Annotated in this window: 20 protein-coding genes; 1 reads left to right on the plus strand and 19 read right to left on the minus strand. The window is 58.3% G+C overall.

Features of this window, described 5'->3' with window-relative positions; translation table 11 throughout:
* The 14 genes from V3W31_04975 to V3W31_05040 form a co-directional block, all read right to left on the minus strand.
* A partial coding sequence (locus V3W31_04975) for a hypothetical protein (GenBank protein ID MEE9614293.1) occupies positions 1–554 on the minus strand: 554 nt, incomplete at its 3' end.
* 70 nt (positions 555–624) lie between these two features.
* Positions 625–1,566, minus strand: coding sequence for a cytochrome c (locus V3W31_04980; protein ID MEE9614294.1), 942 nt, complete (start codon positions 1,564–1,566; stop codon positions 625–627).
* 84 nt (positions 1,567–1,650) lie between these two features.
* On the minus strand, positions 1,651–2,022 hold the full coding sequence (locus V3W31_04985) for a cytochrome c (GenBank protein MEE9614295.1): 372 nt from the start codon (positions 2,020–2,022) through the stop codon (positions 1,651–1,653).
* Between the two features lie 60 nt (positions 2,023–2,082).
* Positions 2,083–2,745 carry a c-type cytochrome gene (locus V3W31_04990; GenBank protein ID MEE9614296.1) on the minus strand — a complete coding sequence of 221 codons (663 nt, stop codon included), beginning with the start codon at positions 2,743–2,745 and terminating at the stop codon, positions 2,083–2,085.
* Positions 2,746–2,897: 152 nt separating this feature from the next.
* Positions 2,898–3,959, minus strand: a complete 1,062-nt coding sequence (locus tag V3W31_04995) for an SMP-30/gluconolactonase/LRE family protein (protein MEE9614297.1) — start codon at positions 3,957–3,959, stop codon at positions 2,898–2,900.
* A 6-nt stretch (positions 3,960–3,965) separates the two neighbouring features.
* Positions 3,966–5,207 carry a hypothetical protein gene (locus V3W31_05000; GenBank protein MEE9614298.1) on the minus strand — a complete coding sequence of 414 codons (1,242 nt, stop codon included), beginning with the start codon at positions 5,205–5,207 and terminating at the stop codon, positions 3,966–3,968.
* A gap of 7 nt (positions 5,208–5,214) precedes the next feature.
* Positions 5,215–6,180: a hypothetical protein gene (locus V3W31_05005; GenBank protein ID MEE9614299.1), complete on the minus strand. Its 966-nt coding sequence runs from the start codon at positions 6,178–6,180 to the stop codon at positions 5,215–5,217.
* A 1-nt stretch (position 6,181) separates the two neighbouring features.
* Positions 6,182–6,667, minus strand: coding sequence for a cytochrome c (locus V3W31_05010; protein MEE9614300.1), 486 nt, complete (start codon positions 6,665–6,667; stop codon positions 6,182–6,184).
* A gap of 25 nt (positions 6,668–6,692) precedes the next feature.
* Positions 6,693–7,325 carry a cytochrome b N-terminal domain-containing protein gene (locus V3W31_05015; protein ID MEE9614301.1) on the minus strand — a complete coding sequence of 211 codons (633 nt, stop codon included), beginning with the start codon at positions 7,323–7,325 and terminating at the stop codon, positions 6,693–6,695.
* Positions 7,326–7,421: 96 nt separating this feature from the next.
* Complete coding sequence (locus V3W31_05020) at positions 7,422–7,856, minus strand: hypothetical protein (GenBank protein ID MEE9614302.1); 435 nt, start codon at positions 7,854–7,856, stop codon at positions 7,422–7,424.
* 96 nt (positions 7,857–7,952) lie between these two features.
* The gene (locus V3W31_05025; protein ID MEE9614303.1) at positions 7,953–9,629 is read right to left on the minus strand and encodes a beta-propeller fold lactonase family protein; all 1,677 of its coding nucleotides are present in this window, start codon (positions 9,627–9,629) and stop codon (positions 7,953–7,955) included.
* A 326-nt stretch (positions 9,630–9,955) separates the two neighbouring features.
* Positions 9,956–11,419, minus strand: a complete 1,464-nt coding sequence (locus V3W31_05030; GenBank protein ID MEE9614304.1) for an Rne/Rng family ribonuclease — start codon at positions 11,417–11,419, stop codon at positions 9,956–9,958.
* Between the two features lie 81 nt (positions 11,420–11,500).
* A complete protein-coding gene (locus tag V3W31_05035; GenBank protein MEE9614305.1) occupies positions 11,501–14,080 on the minus strand; it encodes a TIGR03960 family B12-binding radical SAM protein in 2,580 nt (859 codons plus the stop codon).
* Positions 14,081–14,263: 183 nt separating this feature from the next.
* Positions 14,264–15,847 carry a radical SAM protein gene (locus tag V3W31_05040; protein MEE9614306.1) on the minus strand — a complete coding sequence of 528 codons (1,584 nt, stop codon included), beginning with the start codon at positions 15,845–15,847 and terminating at the stop codon, positions 14,264–14,266.
* A 229-nt stretch (positions 15,848–16,076) separates the two neighbouring features.
* Between V3W31_05040 and V3W31_05045 the strand changes: the two genes are divergently transcribed.
* Positions 16,077–16,976, plus strand: coding sequence for a hypothetical protein (locus V3W31_05045; protein ID MEE9614307.1), 900 nt, complete (start codon positions 16,077–16,079; stop codon positions 16,974–16,976).
* Between the two features lie 24 nt (positions 16,977–17,000).
* Here the strand turns inward: V3W31_05045 and V3W31_05050 are convergent, their stop codons facing one another.
* From V3W31_05050 to ftsA, 5 genes are all read right to left on the minus strand, one after another.
* Positions 17,001–17,720: a phage Gp37/Gp68 family protein gene (locus V3W31_05050; protein MEE9614308.1), complete on the minus strand. Its 720-nt coding sequence runs from the start codon at positions 17,718–17,720 to the stop codon at positions 17,001–17,003.
* The gene (locus tag V3W31_05055; protein MEE9614309.1) at positions 17,720–18,562 is read right to left on the minus strand and encodes a three-Cys-motif partner protein TcmP; all 843 of its coding nucleotides are present in this window, start codon (positions 18,560–18,562) and stop codon (positions 17,720–17,722) included. The genes V3W31_05050 and V3W31_05055 overlap by 1 nt, the downstream gene beginning before the upstream one ends.
* 45 nt (positions 18,563–18,607) lie before the next feature.
* Positions 18,608–18,961 (minus strand): RHS repeat-associated core domain-containing protein, encoded by a 354-nt coding sequence (locus V3W31_05060; GenBank protein MEE9614310.1) that lies wholly within the window; start codon positions 18,959–18,961, stop codon positions 18,608–18,610.
* A gap of 164 nt (positions 18,962–19,125) precedes the next feature.
* Entirely contained in the window at positions 19,126–20,295 is a 1,170-nt protein-coding gene (gene ftsZ / locus V3W31_05065; protein MEE9614311.1) for a cell division protein FtsZ, read from the minus strand.
* A gap of 28 nt (positions 20,296–20,323) precedes the next feature.
* Positions 20,324–21,550 carry a cell division protein FtsA gene (gene ftsA, locus V3W31_05070; GenBank protein MEE9614312.1) on the minus strand — a complete coding sequence of 409 codons (1,227 nt, stop codon included), beginning with the start codon at positions 21,548–21,550 and terminating at the stop codon, positions 20,324–20,326.
* Positions 21,551–21,565 lie beyond the last annotated feature (15 nt).

A 21,565-nucleotide genomic window follows, 5' to 3' on the forward strand; every position in this document is an offset into this window, starting at 1 on the left:
GGGGGCGTGGGGGCCGTGGGGGCCGTGGGGAGGGGGGAGGGGGCAACCGGCCCGTCCTCCCGCTTGTACACCCCCGGCGCGGTCTTCTCCGAGAGCCGCGTCTCTATACTCCTCTCACTTATGGGCACGTCCGCGAGATCTATGAGCGCCTGGTCGCCATCGAGGAGCTTTACTATGTCCTGCTTCCTCCAGGTGTCCTCCCAGTTGCCCACGAGCGCGTTCCAGACCTGCGCTATGGTGACGGCCTGGGCGTCGGTCAGCCCCTCCAGGGCCTTCTTGCCCCCGGCCTTCTCCACGGCTATGAGCCTCTTCATGTTGTGGACGACCACTATGAAGGGGGGGCCGCATCTGAAACAGTATTTGGTGATATTCTCGGCGCTGTGGCACTGGGTACACTTGGTGTAGGCGAGTTCCTGAGCCTCCTCCAGCGTATACTCCATATGGCCCGCGGCCTTGAGCCAGCCAAGGGCATAGTCCCGGCCGAGGTATGACGACACGGCAAGTACGGCTACAAAAGCAAGCGCTATATACGGTATTGCCCTTTTCACTTTCATATAAAAATAGGGCACGGCCCTGGTTCCGCCAAGGCCGTGCCCCGAGAAGAAACTACCGCGTCAAGACCTATTAGTAACCCTGTACTTTGGTATCCTCCGGACGCTTGCGGAGTCCACCTTCAACGAAGCCGCCACCCTTAAGACCTCCACCACGGCCCGCTACCATACCGCCTTCCTCTATAAGCTCCTGCGCTTCCATGAACGCCTCGTCCTTGGACGCGTTGAGCGGAGTTACAGCGTTAGCAGCGGGCTTGTAGCTCGACTTCGGGTTAAGGTACTCCTGCAGGGTCTTCGGCGCCTTACGGTCGGCGTTGGCCCTTATCCAGGCTATGACGTTCCATATGTCCTGGTCCTGGAGCAGGTTGCCCCACGCCGGCATGGCCTCCGAGAGGTCGACGGCCGCGCCGCCGCCCTTTATGACCGTAAAGAGATCTACGTTGGTTTTCTTGTTCATGTACTTCTTGCCGGCGGTCAGGTCCCTCGGGTACGGGTCGAGCATTATCGCGTTAGGCCCGTCTCCCTCAAGCAGCCAGCCGTGGCAAGCTATGCAGTACATGTAGTACCACTGTTTGCCCTCGTTGGGGCTTGCGCCCTGCACGAGGGTCTCCTTAAAGGCCGGAGACCAGTTGTTGGTCCACTGGTTGTAGATGGCCTCGCCCTCAGCAGGCTTCTTTGCCCTGTCCCAGAGCTCGGTCTTACCCGTGGATCTGCCGTAGCCGCTGTCGCCCGACTTAAGCGTGGCCTTGCCGGCCTTGCCCTTGGACGCCCTCTTGCCGATACCCGTAAGGTAGTCGAAGCCGGTTATGCCGTAAGTGGTGCCGGCAGCGCCGTTCATCATGTCCATGGCCTCTTTCTCGAACTTTTCCGCGGCCTTTTCCAGCTCCTGCTGCGTACGGGTCGGGCAGACAACCTTCTTTCCGCCCGCCGAACACCTCTTCTCCGCAGCAAGGACCACGGAAGCCGTGGCAACAAAGCTAAAGGCCATCAGTAACGCCAAAACCTTAGCCCTCATTTCTATGTACCTCCTTAATTTTTTGCTGACAGTTCATCCGCTATCCGCTATCCGCTACTGTCTTTACCACTACTATGACCGATATTACGGTCCCTTACACTTGCAAAGTCCTCTCAGGTGATCCTTGAGTTCGGCTATCTCCTTTTCCGTAAGCGTCTTTCCGAAAGGCGGCATCATCGTGGATTTGCTCGTCGCCTTGCCGCCGCCGGTTATGACGTTTATTATGTCCTCGTCGGTCAGCTTGCCCATCTCTTTCGGGTCGGTGTGGTTCCTGGGGCTTACGGGCTGGCTCTTGGTGGCGTTCGGACCGTCCCCCTTGCCCTCAAGGCCGTGGCACTGGGAACAGTAGAACCTGTAGTTCTCTTTTACGTCGGCCAGCGCGGCGGAGTAGCCCGAAATGACCACCGTAAAGGAAAAAACCAGCAAGGCTGCCGCGTATATAAACTTTTTATCCATCCTGCGTTATCCGCTCCTTTCGACCGTTATTTTCCTGTTTTCCACTTTCCAACAACGTCCCTACGGAAGGTTGCTCACGTATTCGGAGACATTCTTCATGTCCGTATCGTTCAGCACCCCTACGTATACGGGCATGTCCTTGACCGGCTTGAAGACCTTGGGGTTCGTCATGTAGGCGTATATCCAGTCGGGGTTGAGCCTCTTGCTTGCGCCGACAAGGGTCGGGCCGGTCATCCCGCCGGTTATCTTCTTCCCCTTCTTGCTCAGATGGCAGCCGTAGCACCCCTGCTTCTTCTTGAAGACCAGCTTGCCCTTGATGTTCTTCTTGGGCTTGATGGCCCCGGCCTTGACGTCCTTGGACTTGAGGCTCATGAGGTATTCGGTAACCTCGCCGGCGTCCTTGGCCGAAAGCTTGGGGTGGTCTCCGGGGTTCTTCTTGGTGAGCGAGTAGAAGGCCATGGGCCTTATGGGCTTTGGATCCTGGAGCCAGCCCTTCAAGAACTCCTCCTGCAACTTGCTGCCCACGTACCAGAGTTCCGGACCCTTCTTCTTCAGCATGTCCTTTATGGTCTTTTCCTTGGCCGGGCCCTTGGTCTGGTGGCAGCCACCGCACTTCTTCGCGTCGAATATCGCCTTGCCCCCACCCGCGTTAGCCGTGGCGGCAAAGCCTACAAAGAGCGCCAGTACAGAGAAAGAGAGTAACCGTGAAAGCTTAAAAGTCATCAAATACCTCCTTGCAATATGCTGTGATTTACCCCGCATGTATAACCCAGCGACGGGGCTTTGTCAAGGACTTTGTTTCCCCCGCCGGAATACTTATCTCCGTCCCCGCCGAGCCCCCGCAAAGCCGCCCCCGCATTGGCCCGGAAGCGGGGCTACTTCCCGCTCAAAAGCGCCTGTTCCGAAGGGGCCAGCTTGATCGAGAGCCCGGCCTTCCCGCCGCCGCCCGAAATGAGCTTTGCGGTATCGACCATCCCGAGATTATGCTTGGCGACCTCCGTAAACCAGACGAGCCCCGACCCGCCCGCGGCTATGTCCACGGGCTTTCCCGAGGCCTTGGGAAGGTCTATCTCAAGAAAGCTCTTGCTCTTCGTGTCGAACCTCCCTATCCTCCCCCCCAGCGAATCACAGTACCAGAGCATTCCCTTCCGGTCGATTGCCAACCCTTCGGGGACCCTTTTCCCGGGCATATCGAACTCCTTAAAACTCCCCTTCGCCCCCTTAACCCCTTTCTCCAGGTCAAAGCGGACTATCTTATGGCTATTCCTTGCCCCGAACCACAGGTAGCCGTCTCCGTCGGCCACGAGCTCCCCTGGTATGGCAAAGGGCGGCGAGATGGTAATCTCGGTTATCTTCCCGGTTTCCGGCTCCAGGCGCGCAATCTTATTCGCCTGCGACTCCACGAACCAGACCTCCCCCGAGTCCAGGGCCACGATCCCTACGGGCTGGCTCTGCTTGGTGGGGATGGAAAATTCCTTTATTTTAGAGGTCTTGGGGTCGAGCATGCCTATCTTATTCGCCATGAACTCGGTAAACCAGACCCTGCCATGTCCGTCGATTGCTATCTTATAGGCCTGGGATTTGGGTGTGGGTATCTCGACCTCCTCGAACTCGCCCGTTTTCGGGTCAAAAGAGCCTATCTGGTTCGCGTCCTGCTCGACGAACCAGATCCTGCCGTCCGGACCTATGGCCAGGTCTATCGGCACGCTCGAGGATGTGGGAATTTCGAACTCTTTGAAGACCGAAATTGAAGGCTGGAAGCGCACGAGCTTGTTGGCCCTGGCCTCCAGGAACCAGACGTTGCCCGATGGGTCCTCCGCCACGGCAACCGGGAAGGAGCGGGGGCTTGGGGCCGGATGCAACTCCACGCCGGAGCCCGCGAAGGAAGGGACCGCGAATGTCAGTATGAATAGCGTAATTAGCGGAAGGTTTCTCATATCAGCCTACTTCTGTGTCCTGCGGATAATATACCACAAAGCCGCCGCGAATAGAACGAAAACCACGATTGCGGCCGCCGCCTTGCCCGAGCCTCCGCCCCCTCCGCCCTCGCCGCCCTTAGCCTCCTCCGCAGGGGGAGGAGTATCCACCATCGCCGGGCCGGTATCCTCTGCCGGGGGCTCCTCCAGGGTCGTCTCTTCGACTGCCGGGACGAGCATCAAGATACTGTTGGCGTCCCTGTCGGACTCGGTAAGCCAGACCCTGCCGCGAGGGTCTACGGCTATGCCGCTCGGGAGGCTCCTGGGGGTGGGGATATCGTACTCCCTGAAGGTCGCGCTCCGGGGGTCGAAGCTGCCCACCTTGTTCCCCCTGTTCTCCACAAACCAGATAAGGCCGTCGGCACCCACGGCAAGGGCCACCGGCACAGAGGACACCTTGGGGATGGTCGCCTCGTTGAACTCCCCGGTGGCCGGGTCTAACATACCGATCTTATTGCCGTTCATCTCGACGAACCACACGCGGTCGTCGCTGTCGACGATAAGGTCCGCGGGGTTCACAAAGGGGTGCTGGATGAGGTATTCGGTCATCGAGCCGGCGGCCAGGTCGAGCTTTCCGATCTTATTGCCAACGGATTCGGCGAACCAGACGACCCCGTTCGAATCCACGCTTATACCGTTAGGCTGGCTGTCCGGGGTGATGACGGCGTACTCCTCGAACTTCCCCTCCTTGAAGCGCCCGATCTTATTGGCGTTCCTCTCGGTAAACCATACCGCGCCGTCCGGGGCCACGGCGATCTTATACGGCTCGGCCGCGGGGGTTGGGACCTTGAAGGTCTCCGTCTTGCCGGAGGCCGGAGATATGCGCCCTATGGAGTTCACCGCGGAGGAGACGAGCGTGAACCAGATCGTCCCGTCCGGGGCCGCGGTTATGTCCGCCGGGCTCGCGCCAGCGGGCAGGTCGAACTCCGTAAACTCCTCTTTTTCCGGGTCGAAGAGCCCTATCCTGTGCGTACTCTGCTCGGTGAACCAGATACGTCCCTCGCCGTCCGAGACTATGCCCAGGGGGTGGCTGAAGGGAGTAGGCAGGGGGTAGCCTTCCATTGTCGCACCGGCCACACCACCGTCGGATGCGGACGCACCGGGGAGGTGGAGGACCAGCACTATGGCCGCCGATATCAAACACGCCCTCATCACCAGGCGCGCCCTCATCGTGAGGTGGAATATGCCGTAAAACGGGGTTCTTAACAAGAGAATGTCACCATGTAAAGGTAGGTTCGTAGTAGTGGCGCAGCTGCCAGTTGGCGTCCTTGTAGGACTGGGCCGCCCCGCCTATGGCGGCCTGGCCTTCGGTATCGACCTTGCCCGCCCTGAACTTACCGACATCTATCTGCCTCTGCCTCTCGACCCTGTAGTACTCGCCGACGTCCATGGGCGGCAGGTACTGTCTCAGCCCGTAAGCCGGGGTGTGGCAGGCGATGCAGCCGTTGCCCTTGGCCGCGTAGCCGCTCGCGTAAATGCCCTGCAAGAGCAGGCAGAAGATCCCCACCGGAAGAGAGACGGCGAGAGCCCACTTCAAAACCCCCTTCTTGAGCCTGATCGCCTGCGGGACTACGAACACCGCCGCCAGGAGAATGAGCGCGGCTACGACGGCGATCGTACCGGACGTCTCGCCATCCTCTCCCAGGGTGGAAAAGTCGGCCCTGTAGAGGCTGTAGACGAATATACCGTAGACCAGGACAGAAAGGGCTATATTAACGCCCTTCCAGACACCCCCCCTGTCCGCGAGCCGTCCCCCTTTCTTGAATATAAAGGGCACGAGCACAAGGAACGTAAGGACCAGGGCCGGGATGAAAAAAGTGCCGAGAGAGAGCCACTTGACCGAATCGCCCGTAAGGTACCAGAACGGCTGGAGAAGCAGGAAGAAGTACCACTCCGGGGAGGGCACGTACATGCCCTCGTCCGGTAAGGCCATGTTGAAGTCCACGGGCACGCGGAAGAAGAAGGCCAGCGTCATCGCGATAAGCACGACCCCGCCCGCCACAAGGAGGCCCTTTACGAAGTGGCGCGGCCAGTACTTATGGAACTCCTGGGGATACGGCGGCGCGTACCTGGGGTCGTTCACCTTCTCCTCTTCAGGCACCCCGGTTACCCCCGTTTCTTCAGCCGCCCCGGTTACCCCCTCTTCTTCAGGCACCCCGGTTGCCCCCTCTTCTTCAGCCACCTCAGTTACCCCCCTTGAACTCGCACTTGCACAGATCTTTCCTTATGTATGTTACGAGATTCTGTATCTCGGTATCGCTGAAAGAGGTGCCCCAGTCCGGCATGTTCTCCGAAAGGCCGGCGGACTTGCCGCCTTTCTTTATGAGGTTGAAGAGGAACTCGTCGGTGCGTTTCCCGATAATGGACTTGTCCGTAAGGTTGCGGGGTTTTACCTCGAAACTCTCGGCAAGCGGGCCGTCGCCCTTTCCCTCGAAGCCGTGGCAGGGTACGCAGTTTCCCTGGAAGTTGCCGGCCCCGGACTGCATGTCACCCCCCCAGACACCCCGGCTTACGGCCTTGGCGTCCTTCTCACTCATATCCACGGGGTTTTCCTCCGCAAGGACGGGGAGGCCGAAAAAGACGCCTGTAAGGACGGTTACGACCGCGCACACATGCAAGAACTTTATTTCCTTTATTTCCATTATTTCCTTTATTCCCATTCTTCCCATTCCCAAACCTCCCGGTATCTGCCCCTTAAAGCGGGCCTGATATGCCGTGGCGCTTCACCATCCTGAAGTGGAAGGCCAGCACTACGATAGTTATAAACGGAAGCAGCCACACGTGTATGGCGTAGCTCCTGCCTACGGTAAACGCCTCGAGTATGGGGCCCTTCAGGGCCTCCCCGATAATGGGCCAGGTCCCTATGTAGTCGGTCCAGATAACGAGCGTCCAGTAGCCCCTCCAGTCCCAGGGGAGGATGGTACCGGTGATGAGGAAGAGCGTCACGACGAGGAGCATCATCACCCCGGAGAGCCAGTTGAGCTCCCTGGGCTTTCTGAATGCCTTGTTGTAGAATACCGAGAAGAGGTGTGTCAGGAGAGTGGCCATGAGCAGCGTGGCCACCCAGCGGTGCAGGCTCCTCGTGAACGAACCGAGCGGCACCTCGTTGGTCATATAGATTACGCTCTCGAACGCGTTCTCCGGCCTCGCCACGTAGAAGAACATCATGAAGAAGCCGCTCAGGAGCTGCAGGAGTATCAGCGTAAGGGAGATGCCTCCGAAGCAGTAAAAGAAGTTAACGTGGTTCGGGATGGGAAGGTCCCTCTTCCTCGCCCTCCAACTCTTAAAGCCGGTTCTTTCCTCAAGCCAGTCCGTCAGTCCCGCCATATCAGCACCTGTCTTCCTTAAAATTTATACAGCGCGTCTATTTATGAGATTGTGTTTAAAAAGCCCACAAAGTCCGGCCTTTTCCCTCTATATCCCTTACGAGGCGTACATGGAAGGGGTCTCATCGTACGTCTCGCCCGTGAAGTCTATCTTCCAGCTGTTCGACTCCTCGTCCATCTCGAGATTTATGTCGGTCTGCGTTATGAAATAATCGTTGAACATCGAGGCTACCCTGTACTCTATGGTCACGACCGCTACGCCGTCTTCTACGGTGCTCCCGATTATCTTGACGTCCATGCCCTTGGGGTACTCCTTGACCATGTTCTTGAATATGTCTTCGTGCATCTCATAGTGCTTCTTGCTTATAAGCCTGTATGCCTCGCCGAGCGTGGTGGTCCCGCCCTCCTCTACGTAGGCGTAGAACCTGGCAACCACTTCCTCGGGCGTCTCGGTGGGCTCTACGCCCCCCTTGCCGCAGGATACGACGGAGAGGGCCGCTATGAGCAGTATCGGAAAAAAACTCTTCAGCAAATTTTGTCCTCGCGGGTAAAAAAAATGTGTCCCGGCCGTTCAACGGGAACGACCGGGACACATTATTCTCATGCAAACACAGGGTAAAGCCCCCGGTTAGAACCGCTCTACGCGGGCCGGAGCCGTGATCACCCCTGGTTCAACCAGTTCTCTATGCTGCTGGGCTTCCTCGTAGTCACCGGTTACCAGGTTGGCCTGGCCCTTGGGACCGTCCACGAAGAACGTAGCCCTCATCTCCAGATGCAGCGGGCCGCAGAAGTGCTGGCAGAATATCTCGTACTCGCCGGCATAGTCCGCGACGAACTCGCTCATGATCGACATGCCCCTGTTGGCCGTGAGGTTCGTCCTCAGGCCATACGGACCGTAGATGGTGAAGCCCATCTGTACGTCCGGGTTCTTGGTGATACCCGCGGCCTTGTCGATGTTGGTGACGATTATCCTCACCTTGTCGCCCTTGTTGACCCTTATCTGCCTGGGTACGTAGCCGTAGCTGAAGGCCTTGACGTGGACTTCCTTCACGCCGCCCTTCTCGACTATACCGGGCTTCCCCTTGTCCCTGGGAAGTATGGTGACCTTCGCGCTACTGCGGTGGGACGGATGGACCTCGGTGATGGGCTTCTTTATCAAGTTGACCGCCTGCCCCATGTCCCACTGCTTGATCTTGCTGGCGAAGATGACCTTGGCGTTGTGGGGCTCGCCGTCGACAGGTATTATCCTGAGCGTCCTGCCGTAGGTCGGGCTCTTCTCGTCCACGTCCAGCATCTCGTGGTTCACGGGCCAACGGATGCCCGTGGGGCTCCACAGCCCTGTGGAGAACTTGTTCAGGGCAAAGACCTTGGTGTCGTCGGCGCTTATGGCGATGTGCCCGATCCTGTAGTGAATCGGGAACTCGTCGGCCACCGCGAGCTTCTCGAGGTCTATCTTGACGACGGCGTCCGCGACGAAGCAACTCGTGTAGGAATACCTGCCATCGCTCCTGAAGACGTTGTGGAGCGGACCGGCGCCCGCCGGTATGACCTTCTTAACCGCCAGCTTGTCCACGTCGATTATGGTTACCGTCGCGGAGAGCTTGTCGGCGACCTGTACGTACCTTCCGGTCGGAGAGACGTTCGTGCCGTGGGGGTTCTTACCAACCGGTATTTCCTTTATGAGCTTGAAGGGGTTGGTGGAGAAGACACCCACTGTGGAGTGGTAGTAGTTGCCTGAGAATACCATCTCCTTCCTGCCGGGCTTGCTGACGTCGAGGTAGTCCGGGGCGCTGGGCGCCGGGCCCCAGTCGATGATCTGGGCCTTGCCGGTCGCTATCTCGATCTTGGCCATCTTACCGGTATACTCGCCGGTGCCGTAGAGGAACTTGCCGTCCTGGGACATCGATATGTGATGTACCCCGAACGGGAACGGCAGGCCTATCAACCTCTCGAGCGTTCCGAGCTGCAGGTTGATGACGCCGATGGTGTTGGAGCCCTTGTCGTTGACGTACATATACCTGCCGTCGGGCTTGAGGTTCGAACCGCCGGCGTTGGTCGGAGCGCTGAACAGGTTCTCGTGAAGGTCCACACCCACCGGTATATGACGGTAGGTCCTCATGCTTGGGACACCGATTACAGCCACCGCGCCGTCGAGGCCGCCAGCGTTATAGAGAAGCTGGTCGTCCTTCAGCGGAGCATCGTTGGGGCTCTTTTCGGTAACGTGCCAGTCCCTCGCATCCTTCTTTGCGGCAAAGGTTGCATCGGGCGCACCCGCGAAAACCACGAGCGCTATGGCTGCTGACAATAGACTTATCTTAGTTACTCGCACGTTTCTAGTCACCTCCTCCTACTTTATATACTTCTATAACGTTCTACCCCTGAGACACGACTCCGATATGCCTGACAGCCATATCGGGCCATTTCTCCTCGCGCTTCTCGTTTTTCTTACTGTCTGTCCTGGTGCTTTTTGTTGCCCTGTTGCACTGATTTACTGCCTCGTTCCCTTCCCCATTAGGCACTCCCCCCCCCAAAAGACAATAGCGGATAAGGTCAAGAGTAGACTATCGGACCAATGTTGTCAAGAAAAAAAATGCGGCCCTCAAAAAAAAATTGGCGGGGGGGAAACTCCCCTCAGACCACCTCGTATTCCTCCTGGTGGAAGAGCTCCACGGGCTTTACCACGATCCTTTTTTTGAACTTCTTCTCGAGCTTCTCCACCACCCCGCCGGGGGCCCCCAAACGCTCGGAAATGACGGGGTTCGCGTAGACAAGGACCTTCCTCTTCCTCTGCGGGAGGTCCCTTAGGAGATCCCGGTATATCTCGGCCACGAGCGTATCCTTGTCCTTCACAAGCCCGTTCCCGTCGCAGTAGGGGCACGGCTCGCAAAGGCCCTGGGCGAGGCTCTCCCTGACCCTCTTCCTGGTCATCTCCGCTATGCCGAGCTCCGATATCTTCAATATGTTGGTCCTGGCCTTGTCCGCCTTAAGCCCGTCCTTCAGGGCGTTATAGACCTTCATGCGGTTGGCAGTCCTGGCCATGTCTATAAAGTCTATGACGATTATGCCGCCTATGTTCCTGAGCCTTAAGTGGTAGACCACCTCGGCCACCGCCTCGAGGTTGGTCTTCAAAATGGTCTCCTCGGAGTTCTTCTTGCCCACGTACTTGCCGGTATTCACGTCGATGGCCGTAAGCGCCTCCATCTGGTCTATCACCAGATGGCCGCCAGAGCGGAGCCAGACCTTCTTATCGAGTGCGGCCTCTATCTCCAGCTCTATGCCGTGGGCGTCGAATATCGGCTCACTATCCTTATATAGCTCCACCCTCTTCCTGAGCGACGGCATAACCTCTTCGATGAACTCCACCGCCTTGGTGTACTCGTCCACGGAGTCTATAACGAGCCTCTTTACGTCATGGGAGAAGACGTCCCTCACCATCCGGAGGGTCAGGTCGAGCTCTTCGTAGATGAGGGCCGGGGCGGACTGCTTCGCGGCCTTCTTCTGTATCCCCCGCCAGAGCCTCAGGAGGAACTCCATGTCCGCCTTTATGTCTTCCTTCCTGACCCCCTCGCAGACCGTCCTTATAATGAAGCCGACGCCGGGGGGCCTCAAGGACGCGACGATATCCCTCAGGCGCCTCCGCTCCTTCTCGTCCCCGATCCTGCGCGAGACCCCGACCCGGTCATAGGTGGGCATCAAGACCAGATGCCGCCCCGGAAGCGACACGTATGAGGTGAGCCTCGCCCCCTTGGTCCCCATGGGCTCCTTGGCCACCTGACCCACCATCTCCTGGCCCTCCTTCAGGAGGTCCTGGATGCGGGAACGCGAAGACGAAGAGCCCCCTTTCTCCCCGTAGTCCAGGTCGTCCGGGGCCTCCCGGACGTCCTTTGCGTGCAGGAAGGCCGTCCTGTCGAGGCCCACTTCCACGAAGGCGGCCTGCATGCCCGGAAGCACCCTCATGACCTTGCCCTTGTAGACGTTCCCGGTGAGCCCCCGGTCCTTGCCCCTCTCGACGTAGAACTCCACCAGCCTGCCATCCTCGACTATGGCGGCCCTTATCTCAAGGGGGTTCGAATTTATGATTATCTCTTTGTCCATAAGTTACGGATACACCACCGACCACTGGTACCGTGGTGGTGCCGTGGTCACGCCATGGGCCTGGCAACCGTACCGGGGACCTTAAAAAACGGTCCTGGTCTTGAGGATGGGAATGAGGGAGGCCTTTTCGGCCGGAAGGTTAAGGATATGCGCTACGACCTCGTGGGGCTTTACGCTTACCCCGTTTTCGATCCCGAGTCCAAGGGAGATGGTAAGGTCCCCCACATGGGAAATCTCTCCCACAAGGGGCCTTATATCGACTTCCTTTCGCTTTTTCTCCCTATCGAGGTGCAGTACTACGGAATCCATATCCAGAAAATCCCTCAAAATCCCATCAAGTCTTTTCGGCTCTATGTCCAAGCCCGCCGGGCCGTTTTTCAGAAATATAAGGAAGTTTTGCGCTCTCATAATAGCAGATAGGGAGGGGAGTTGCAAGGAAATATGCCTCCCCCCGGAAATCTTTATCCCTTCGGGCAGGGCGGCGTTAAACCGCTCCGCCACGGCCTCGACCGACAAGGGGACGCTGAGTTCGATATCCATGTACTCGTCGGCGCTTTCCACGCCCACGGGCAGCGGCGGGGAGAAGGCTATCTTCGGAAGAGGGTGGAACCCCCGTGAATAGCAGACCGGAAGCCCAGCCCTCCTTCCGGCCCTCGAGACGGCCTTTACAAGCTCCAGGTGGCCGAGGAACCTCATCTCCCCGGTCTTCGAAAATGATAGCCTGACCCTCGAACGTTCCTCCACGGCCAGCCTTTTTTTCCACTTCCCCTCCCCATCCCCCCGGTCCGGCCCGTCGGCAAAGAGCCTGTTCTTTATGAGCTTATGGTCGCATACCCCGCAGTCCGTGCACGGCCCGACCCTGCAGTCCGGGGTCTCCTCAACGGAAAGGGACCTCTCCCTCTCCTCCAGGAGGAACTCCTTGGTCACACCCGGGTCGAGGTGGTCCCAGGGGAAGACCTCGTCGTCGGCCCGCCGCCTTTCGGTATAGAAGGCCATCTCGACCCCCACGGCGGAAAAAGCTTCATTCCAGGCCTCCCAGTCGAACTCCTCGCTCCAGCCGTCGAACCTGCAACCGGCCCTGAAAGCCTTTTCTATAACCGCCCCCAGCCGCCTGTCCCCCCTTGAGAAGACCCCTTCGAGAGTACTCATCCTCGCGTCGTGCCACTTAAAGCCGAGCCCGCGCTTCCTCGACTCCCTCTTTAGAAACTGGAGCCGCTCGACCGACGTCTTGAGCGGAAGCTGCGGCTCCCACTGGAACGGTGTAAAGGGTTTCGGGATGAAGGTCGCCGCACTCACGTTCACCTCAGGCGCCCCTCCCCTCCTCCTTCCCCCTCCCTCACCCCGGCCACCCCGGGCCCTGCGGCCCGCGTCCTTTACCTCCTTTGAGAGGCGTACGATCCCGGCGAGATCCTCCTCGGTCTCCGTGGGAAGGCCCATCATGAAGTAGAGCTTCATCGCCCGCCAGCCGAGAGAGAAAACCTCTTCGGCGCTGCGGATCAAGTCCGCCTCGTCGATACCCTTGTTTATAAGTTTCCGGAGCCTCTCGCTCCCGGCCTCCGGGGCGAGCGTAAAGCCGGTCTTCCTGACCTTCTTTATCTCCGAGGCCAGGGCCGTGCCGAGAGTACCTACCCTGAGCGACGGCAGGGACACCGCCACCCTCTCCTTTTCGAGCCGGTCCATGATCGAGCACAGAAGCCCCTCTATGCACGAGTAGTCGCCCGTGCTGAGAGAGAGGAGCGAGACCTCTTCGTAACCGGTATTCTTAAGCGATTCGGTTATGAGCCTTACGATGCTTTCCGGGCTCCTCTCCCTCATGGGCCTTGTAATCATGCCTGCCTGGCAGAAGCGGCACCCCCTGGTGCATCCCCTGGAGACCTCGACACTCAGCCTGTCGTGTATGGTCCGGGGGAAGGGTACGACCGGCCTTACTGGCAACGGCAGCGCCTCGAGGTCCGGGGCCATCCTCTTCCCGACCCTGGAATAGTCAGGGAAGAGCGGCTTAACCTCCCTTACGGTCGAGTCATCATTATATGCGGCCTCGAAGAACGACGGTACGTACACGCCACTCACCCCGGAGAGGGTCTTTAATATTTCTTCCCTCGACGCCCCGTTCTTTCTGCCCTCGATGACGGCCTCGGATATTTCGGTTACCGCCTCCTCTCCGTCGCCGAGGAGGAAGCAGTCGAAGAACTCGGCCACGGGCTCGGGGTTGAAGACGCACGGCCCGCCGCCTATGACGATCGGGTCGGCCTCTCCCCTCTCGCCTGCCTTAAGCGGTATGCCGCCGAGCTCGAGCATGTTCAAGACGTTGGTGTAGGAGAGCTCGTACTGGAGGGAGAAGCCCAGTATGTCGAACTCCCCCAGCGGCGTGCCGGACTCGAGGGTCACGAGCGGCAGCCCCTTCTCCCTCAAGAGCGCCTCCATGTCCTTCCACGGGGCAAAGACCCTCTCGCAGGCTATGTCCTCGTGAGAGTTCAGTACCTGGTAGAGTATCTGTATGCCCAGATGGCTCATCCCCACCTCGTAGGTGTCCGGGAAGGCCATGGCGAACCGGAGGCTTACCTCCGCGGGGTCCTTCCTTACGGAGTTGATCTCCCCGCCTATGTAGCGGCTGGGTCTCCTCACGAGCGGGAGATACTCTTTTATGTTATGAGTGGTCATATACTCTCCTTCTCTGCAATCCCCGATTCCCGCCTCCGGCATGACAAAGCATAGATACCGGATCAAGCCTGTCGTGAGTTCATCGAACGGTCCGGTATGACAGAAATGTGTATGCGGTCTTCTGTAACGTTAGCAACATCTATTGCGGCCGATAGTTTCTAAATTTGAACCGCCCTCAGGGTGTTAGCAGACACCGCACCTGAAGCAGCTCCCCACCTCGCACGGGGGGGTGGTCTTACCTTCGAGCCCTCGTTGGTACTCGTCCCAGAGGTAGCCGCGTTCGAGGCCGTGGTCCACGACCTCCCAGGGGAAGGGCTCGTCAACACCCCTCTCCCTGTGGACGCACTCTTCGGCCAGGGGGGCAGGATGGTCGGCGGACCTAAGCGCGCGCCTGAGACCCACCTTCGAGGCCTCGGCTATCACCCTCCCCGCCCTCCTGTCCGCCCTCGAAAGGTAGGCCTGCGCAAAGGCCTTCCGAACGGAGAGGGTTTTAACGTCGATACCCCCCTCTCTCTTGAGCATCTCCTTTATAATGGAGTACCTCTTCTCTATCGTCTCGACCCTCTCGAAGGGGTGCCACTGGAACGGGGTAAAGGGTTTTGGCATAAAGGGGTTAATGCTGAGCGTCAGCTTACCCTTGCCCATGAGTTTCTTTAGCCTTAGAGAAAGCTCCCCTATGGCACGGGCGTCGGCGTCGGTCTCGGTCGGGAGCCCCACCATGAAGTAGAGCTTCAGTTTCCTGAAACCCGCTTCCTTTACAAGTCTTATTGCTTCGTCTATCTCGCTGTCGCTTATATCCTTATTTACGACTCGCCTGAGTCTCTCCGTCCCGGCCTCCGGGGCGAGCGTAACGGTCCTGTAGCCGGCCTTCTTAAGGAGGTCGAGAAGCTCGGCATCGAGCATATCGAGCCGGAGTGAGGAGAGCGTCATCTCTCTACCCCCCTCTATCCCGAGCCTCAGGAGTTCTTTCAGGTGCGGGTACTCGGAGACCGCCGCCCCCACGAGCCCCACCTTGCCGCTTTCCCGAAAGCCCCTCTCCACGATCTCCTTAACCGGGCCGAGCTCCCTCATACGCGGCGGCAGATAGATAAAGCCCGCCGCGCAAAACCTGCATCCCCGGCCGCAGCCCCTCTCGACCTCCAGGAGCGTCGCGCTGCCGAACTCGGTTGCCGGGGTCAACACGACGCTTTCGGGCACGGGCGAGAGGTCGGTATCTGCCCTGGCCCTCGTTACCCTCTCCGGCGCGCCGGGGGCGGCCTTTATCGAGGCCACCCGTGGGCCGTCGTAGGTGAACTCATAGAGGGCCGGCACGTAGACTCCCTCTATCCCTGCGAGCGATTCAAGACCCCCTTCTTCCCCCCCCTGCCCCCCTTCCCCGACGGCTTCGATAAACGGCCCGACCATCCCCTCGGCCTCTCCTATGAAGCAGAGGTCCATGAACTCGGCCACGGGCTCGGGGTTAAGGGATACGGCGCAGCCCCCTGCCATAACGAGCGGGTGGGCCCGGCCCCTCTCAATCGAGAAGAGCGGCACCCCGGCAAGCGCGAGTATGCGGGGGATGTTTATAAAGTCCTCCTCGAAAGAGACCGAGAAGGCGATTATGTCGAAGCGTTCGAGCGGGGTCTGCGACTCGAGGGAGAAAAGTTTTTCCCCGCTCTTTTCGAACTCCCGGAGCTCGTCCTTATCCGGCAGGAACGCCCTCTCGCACGCGCAGACCTCAAGGTCGTTAAAGAGCCGGTAGAGCGTCTGGAAGCCGAGGTTGCTCATCCCGAGCGAATAGGCGTTGGGGTAGACCAGGCAGACCCGTACCCTTCCGCCCGGGTCCTTGCGGACCGTGCCCTTCTCCTTTTCGAGCTTCTCCTTCGCCCTTCTTTTAAGCTCCCACGATATGGCCTATACACCTCCGTCTTCGGGTATGTTATAATCGGACTGATTATAATACAGGCCATTATCCCACAGGCCCGCCGTCTTTACAATAATATGGAGGTCTATCCCCGTGTTGAGCCCCATGCGCTTCGTTGCCATACTCTTTCTTCTCTCCCTTTGCTGGGCTGTTCTTGGCTCCCCCCCCTCCCCTTCGTTCGCCGCCGAGCCGGTCATGAAGATCTTCAAGATAGGCTACATGGACGTGAAGGAGGCCGAGGCCCTTGTAAGGCCGTTCCTCTCGGAACGCGACAGGCTGACCTCGCACACGGGCACCAATACACTCGCAATAAAGGATTTTCCCTCCAATATCGCCTCGATAGAGGAGCTGCTCGCCAGGACGGACGTAAGGCCGAAGAACGTCAGGATAAAAGTCTGGTTCGTCGACGGGGAGGAGCTCCAGAGGGTCGGGCTGAAGGTGAAGTGGAGCTACAAGGACGGCAACTGGTCAATGGGCAACTTCCTCGCGGCCGGTGGGGGGGGTGGAGGAGACGGACTCGACGTCCGGGCCGTGGTGGGGCAGAGGACGGAGAAGGTCAGGAAGCGCGGACAGCAGAACGTCCTCGTCATGACAGGCAGGCGGGGCAGGATAGGGGTGGGCACGCACATGCCGTACCGCGACTGGTTCTTCGCCTACTCCCGGGACCAGGGCTACTACGCCAGCACGCTCAACTTCAAGAGGGTGAATACCGGCTTTTCGGTAGAGCCTCGCGTGAGTGGCGAGACTATAACTCTCGTAATCGCCCCGGAGGTCTCCTACCTGGCGGGCCAGGACGGCGGCACCATAGTCTACAGGCGGCTGGCCACCACAATCGAGGTGGAGGAAGGGGAGCCCGTTGTACTCGGCGGAAGCTCGGACAACACCGAGTCGGTCGTAACCCGCATTATCGGGGGCTTTGAGAAAAAAGAGAAGAAGAGCGAGTTCTACATGATCCTTATCGCCACGCTCGAGGATAAGAAGGGGTTCGACTGAGGGCGGGTTAAATTTATAGAATTGTTAAACAGCAATTGCCCGTGGCATTTCGTCCCATGTTCTACCTTCAAGCTCCCGCCCGTTTTTCTTTTTATTCATGCCGCCCCACTGTTTGAAGAAGAAAGGGACCCCTGCCTTCATACATTGATTGCGAATGTCGATTGCCCATAACGGGTCCATTGGGCGCGCTCTCGGGCCTGATTCACCCCCAACAATCACCCAATCGATTCCCTTTAAATTTAGTCGATATATCGGTCCCAAAAGGGGCTCAATGGAAATAAATTTTATCGCCCCCTTTGTTTTACGGAGGTGGTCTATACGAAAAGTATAGTCCTGGTTCTCTACGCTAACCCCCGTCCAGATATGCGTGTCCAACGGCAAGCGTGGACTTAGTTCAAGTAGTCGGTCAGACCTCTTGGTAAGCACTTGAAAGCGATGCCAATTTGCCTGCCTCATCACATCGAATACCTTAAATATAAATTCGTCCGGGACATCCTCGTGGAAGAGATCGCTCATAGAATTTACAAAAACGGTCTGGGGTTTTTTCCACAAAAGAGGCAACTCTAATGCATGCCCATGCACAGTTGTTTTAAAGCCGTTGGTGTAGTTAGGCTGTCCCATAGCCTTGAGTCGTTTCGCCATTCGTTCGGCGTAACAGTGTTTACAGCCAGGACTAATCTTTGTACACCCCGTCACAGGGTTCCATGTGGATTCAGTCCATTCGATAGATGAGTTTGCCGCCATTACATCATTCCCCGCCTACGGTATTTACTGAAAATATCTCCAACAATTTTACCACCGGTCGGATTCTGAGTGGCAAAAAAAAGGTAGTAAACAATACTTCCCTTGGTATTTCTCATGGCTATAGGTTCGGGAACATACCCAAAGCCAGCCACTTTCTTCAAGCGCTCTTGATACGCTTTTGTAAGCATCCTAATATCCTCTTTTCTTTCTTCTTCCGCACCAAACAGGTCCATTTCTTTAGTATACGCTATTTCCCTCCAAGATTCATCCCCCCAAAAAGCGTTCATTCTCTCTATGTGAGCCGGGCCTACGGTATCCAGCTTATGCTTGAGCACATTCATATTCATATCCATAACTGGAAAGTTCAACAATATTTCCATGCTTTTACATTTCCCTGCGGCCTCAACAACTTTCCAGTTCAGATGTAATCCATATGGGTCGAGCAAGCAAAGACCCCTTTCAAACTTCTCGTAGCGCACCTTCGGAAAGACTTTCTCTAACAAAACCAAATTGCAATCGTCCACATAGTAGTGAACATCCGCTCTGTCCCCTACCAGATCTTTTAAGACGTTCACCTTATTTTTGTTCTTGTCTATAAAGTGATACTCACGGAATGGAGTATCTATGTAAAGAGTTCTGATGGGGCTTCCAGAAATCGACTTTCCCGTGGTTTTTGAGACATGCATGCCGGCACCGGCAAAAGCATCTATGTAAATGTGATAAAAACCCTTTTGGGCCGACATAATCTTTGAGAATGCCGCAGCATACTCCTTGATAATATTAAGCTTGATCTCGGACCAGTAACCAATTTCATCAAACTTCAACCCCGACTTCTTAACCATGCCAACCCCTTAGTCTTGTCCGAAGCCATAAATCACCGCCGCTCTTCAGTCCACCTTATACGGGCAGTCGCTCATTGATACGCAAAAGCCGTGGTTCGCCGCGCATATCGTAATACAGACGTCATGCCACTCCGCGTCCACTTCGAAGACGCCGTCGTCATCCCCAGCCGCGGCCGCTGCCGCCTCCGCCTCTATTATCCGCTCCGCCCCGACATACCCGCCGAGGTTTATCCCCTTCTCGAACGCTATGGGGTCCTTGCTTGCAAAGCCGCCCGTCTCGGGGTCGTAGTAGCTCGCGCGGTAGTAGTAGAGCCCGGCCTCCCGGTTCCACTCCCTTTTTATACGGGTATACACCAACATGGGGACGCTTTCCGTGCTTTTGCTTATCACAGTCGACATAGGGCCGTCTCCTTCCCCGGGAATCTCTAAGTCCCGATTGAAAGCACCTGTATCGCACCGACCTCCGTAACAGAGCGGCGTAACGGAGCGGCAAGCCTCTGGGAATCATCTCGCGATGTATATTCAAAAGAACACTCCTTTCCCGGCCCTTTCGTAAGGCCGGGTTAGTCCGCCTGCTTCCTCAGGAAGGTCGGGGTATCGTAGTGGTCCTCGTCCGCGGCGTTGAAGCCGCCGAGCTTCCCGAGCCTCGTGACCTCGCCCTTGCCGAGCTGGGCGGCCTTCTCCTGCTCCTTCCTCACCACCGTGGGCACGTCGAGGTCCTCGATGATGACGGCCGGGGCCACCCCGCCCCTGTAGACCTTCTCGCCCTTGGCCTTGCCGAAGCCCGTGGCAACGACCGTTATCCTTATCTCGTCGACGAGCGCCTCGTCGAACACCACGCCGGTTATTATGTTGGCGTCGTTGTGGGCCTCCTCGTGGATAAGGCTCATGGCCTCGTGCATGTCGTGGAGCGTCAGCTCGCTCGAAGCGCCGGTTATGTTGACCAGCACCCCCCTGGCCCCGCTTATGGAGATGTCCTCCAGGAGCGGACTCGTTATGGCCTTCCTCGCCGCATCCTGGGCCCTGTTGTCTCCGTCGGCCGTGCCGCTGCCCATTATGGCCTGCCCCATCTCGCCCATGATGGTCCTGACGTCGGCGAAGTCCACGTTCACGAGCCCGGGGACGGTTACGACGTCGGAGATCCCCCTTACGGCCTGGTAGAGCACGTCGTCGGCCTTCTTGAAGGCCTCGGCCAGAGAGGTCTTCTTCCCGGCCACCGAGAGGAGCCTCTGGTTGGGTATGGTGATGACCGTATCCACCGTCTCCCGGAGCCTCTTAAGACCGTCCTCGGCCATCTTCGCCTTCCTGGTGCCCTCGAAGGAGAAAGGCTTCGTCACGACGGCCACGACGAGCGCGCCGCACTCCCTGGCGGCCTCGGCCACTACCGGGGAGCCGCCGGTGCCCGTGCCGCCGCCCATGCCGGCCGTGACGAAGACCATGTCCGCGCCGTCGATGGCCTGCATTATCTGATCCTTGCTCTCAATGGCGGCGTCCCTGCCCACCTCGGGGTTGGCCCCGGCGCCGAGCCCCTTCGTGAGGTTCGCGCCCAGCTGGATCTTCACGTCGGCCATCGAGGCATCGAGCGCCTGGCTGTCCGTGTTGGCGGAGAGGAAGTCCACCCCGTCGAGCCCTCCGCTTATCATCGTGTCCACGGCGTTGCTGCCGCAGCCGCCCACGCCCACGACCTTCAGCTTTGCCCCTCTGTTAAAACCGTCTTCGAAATCGAATCCCATGACAACCTCCTTTTTTTCGATCCCTGCTTTAAAAGAACTCCTTTATCCAGTGCTTCATCCTTTGAACGAGCTTGTTGAATACGTTCTTGCCACCCCTCTTGAACTGCATCTCCTCGGAGTGCCCGGCGCCGTAGATAACGAGCCCCACGCCCGTTGCGTACATGGGGCTGCTGACGACGTCCACGAGGCCGGTTATCCCCCGCGGAATCCCCCTCCTCACCGGCAGGTTGAAGACCTGCTCGGCAAGCTCCACCATGCCCTCCATCGAAGCCGTCCCGCCGGTTATGACTATCCCCGAGGAGATGTACCTGTCGTAGCCCGACTTCATCATCTCCCTCCATACGAGGTCGAATATCTCCTCCATACGGGGCTCGATTATCTCGCCGAGGATGTGCCTGGAGACGGTCCGGGGCTTATGCCCCCCCACGCTAGGGACCTCTATGGTCTCCTCCTCGGAGGCGAGAGCGGTCATGGCGCAGCCGAACTTCTTCTTTATCTTCTCGGCCTCGCTCTGAGGGGTCCTGAGCCCCACGGCTATGTCGCCGGTGACCTGGTTGCCCCCGAGAGAGATGACGGTCGTGTACTTGATCGTGCCCCCGTGGAATATGGCTATGTCGGTTGTGCCCCCGCCTATGTCGACGAGCGCCACCCCGAGTTCCTTCTCGTCGTGGCTCAGGACCGCCTCGCTCGAAGCTATCTGCTGGAGCGCTATGTCGGCCACGTCAAGCCCGGCCTTGTTGGCGCACTTCACTATATTCTGGGCCGAGGTCACCGCGGCCGTAACGATGTGGACCTTTACCTCGAGCCTTATGCCGTTCATCCCGAGCGGCTCCTGGATCCCCTCCTGGTCGTCTATTATGTACTCCTGGGGGATGACGTGAATGACCTCCCTGTCCGGGGGTATGGCCACGGCCTGGGCCGCCTCTATGACCCGCTCCACGTCGTTCTTCGTTATTTCGGCGTCCTTTACGGCTATCACGCCGTGGCTGTTAAACGCCCTTATGTGCCCGCCGGAGATGCCCGCGTAGACCCTGTTTATCTCGCAGCCGGCCATGAGCTCGGCCTCCTCCATTGCCTTCTTTATCGACTGGACGGTACTCTCTATGTTGATGACCACACCCTTCCTGAGCCCCTTGGAGGGATGGGTCCCCATGCCGATAATCTCCATCCCCTCCTCTGTCTCCTCCCCGACTATCGCGCATACCTTCGTGGTGCCCACGTCGAGCCCGACAACTATGTTATCCTTCCTGGCCATCTACCGTCTCACCCC

This window comes from Thermodesulfobacteriota bacterium, from assembly GCA_036482575.1.
In the GTDB taxonomy this organism is placed as follows: Bacteria; Desulfobacterota; GWC2-55-46; order GWC2-55-46; family JAUVFY01; genus JAZGJJ01.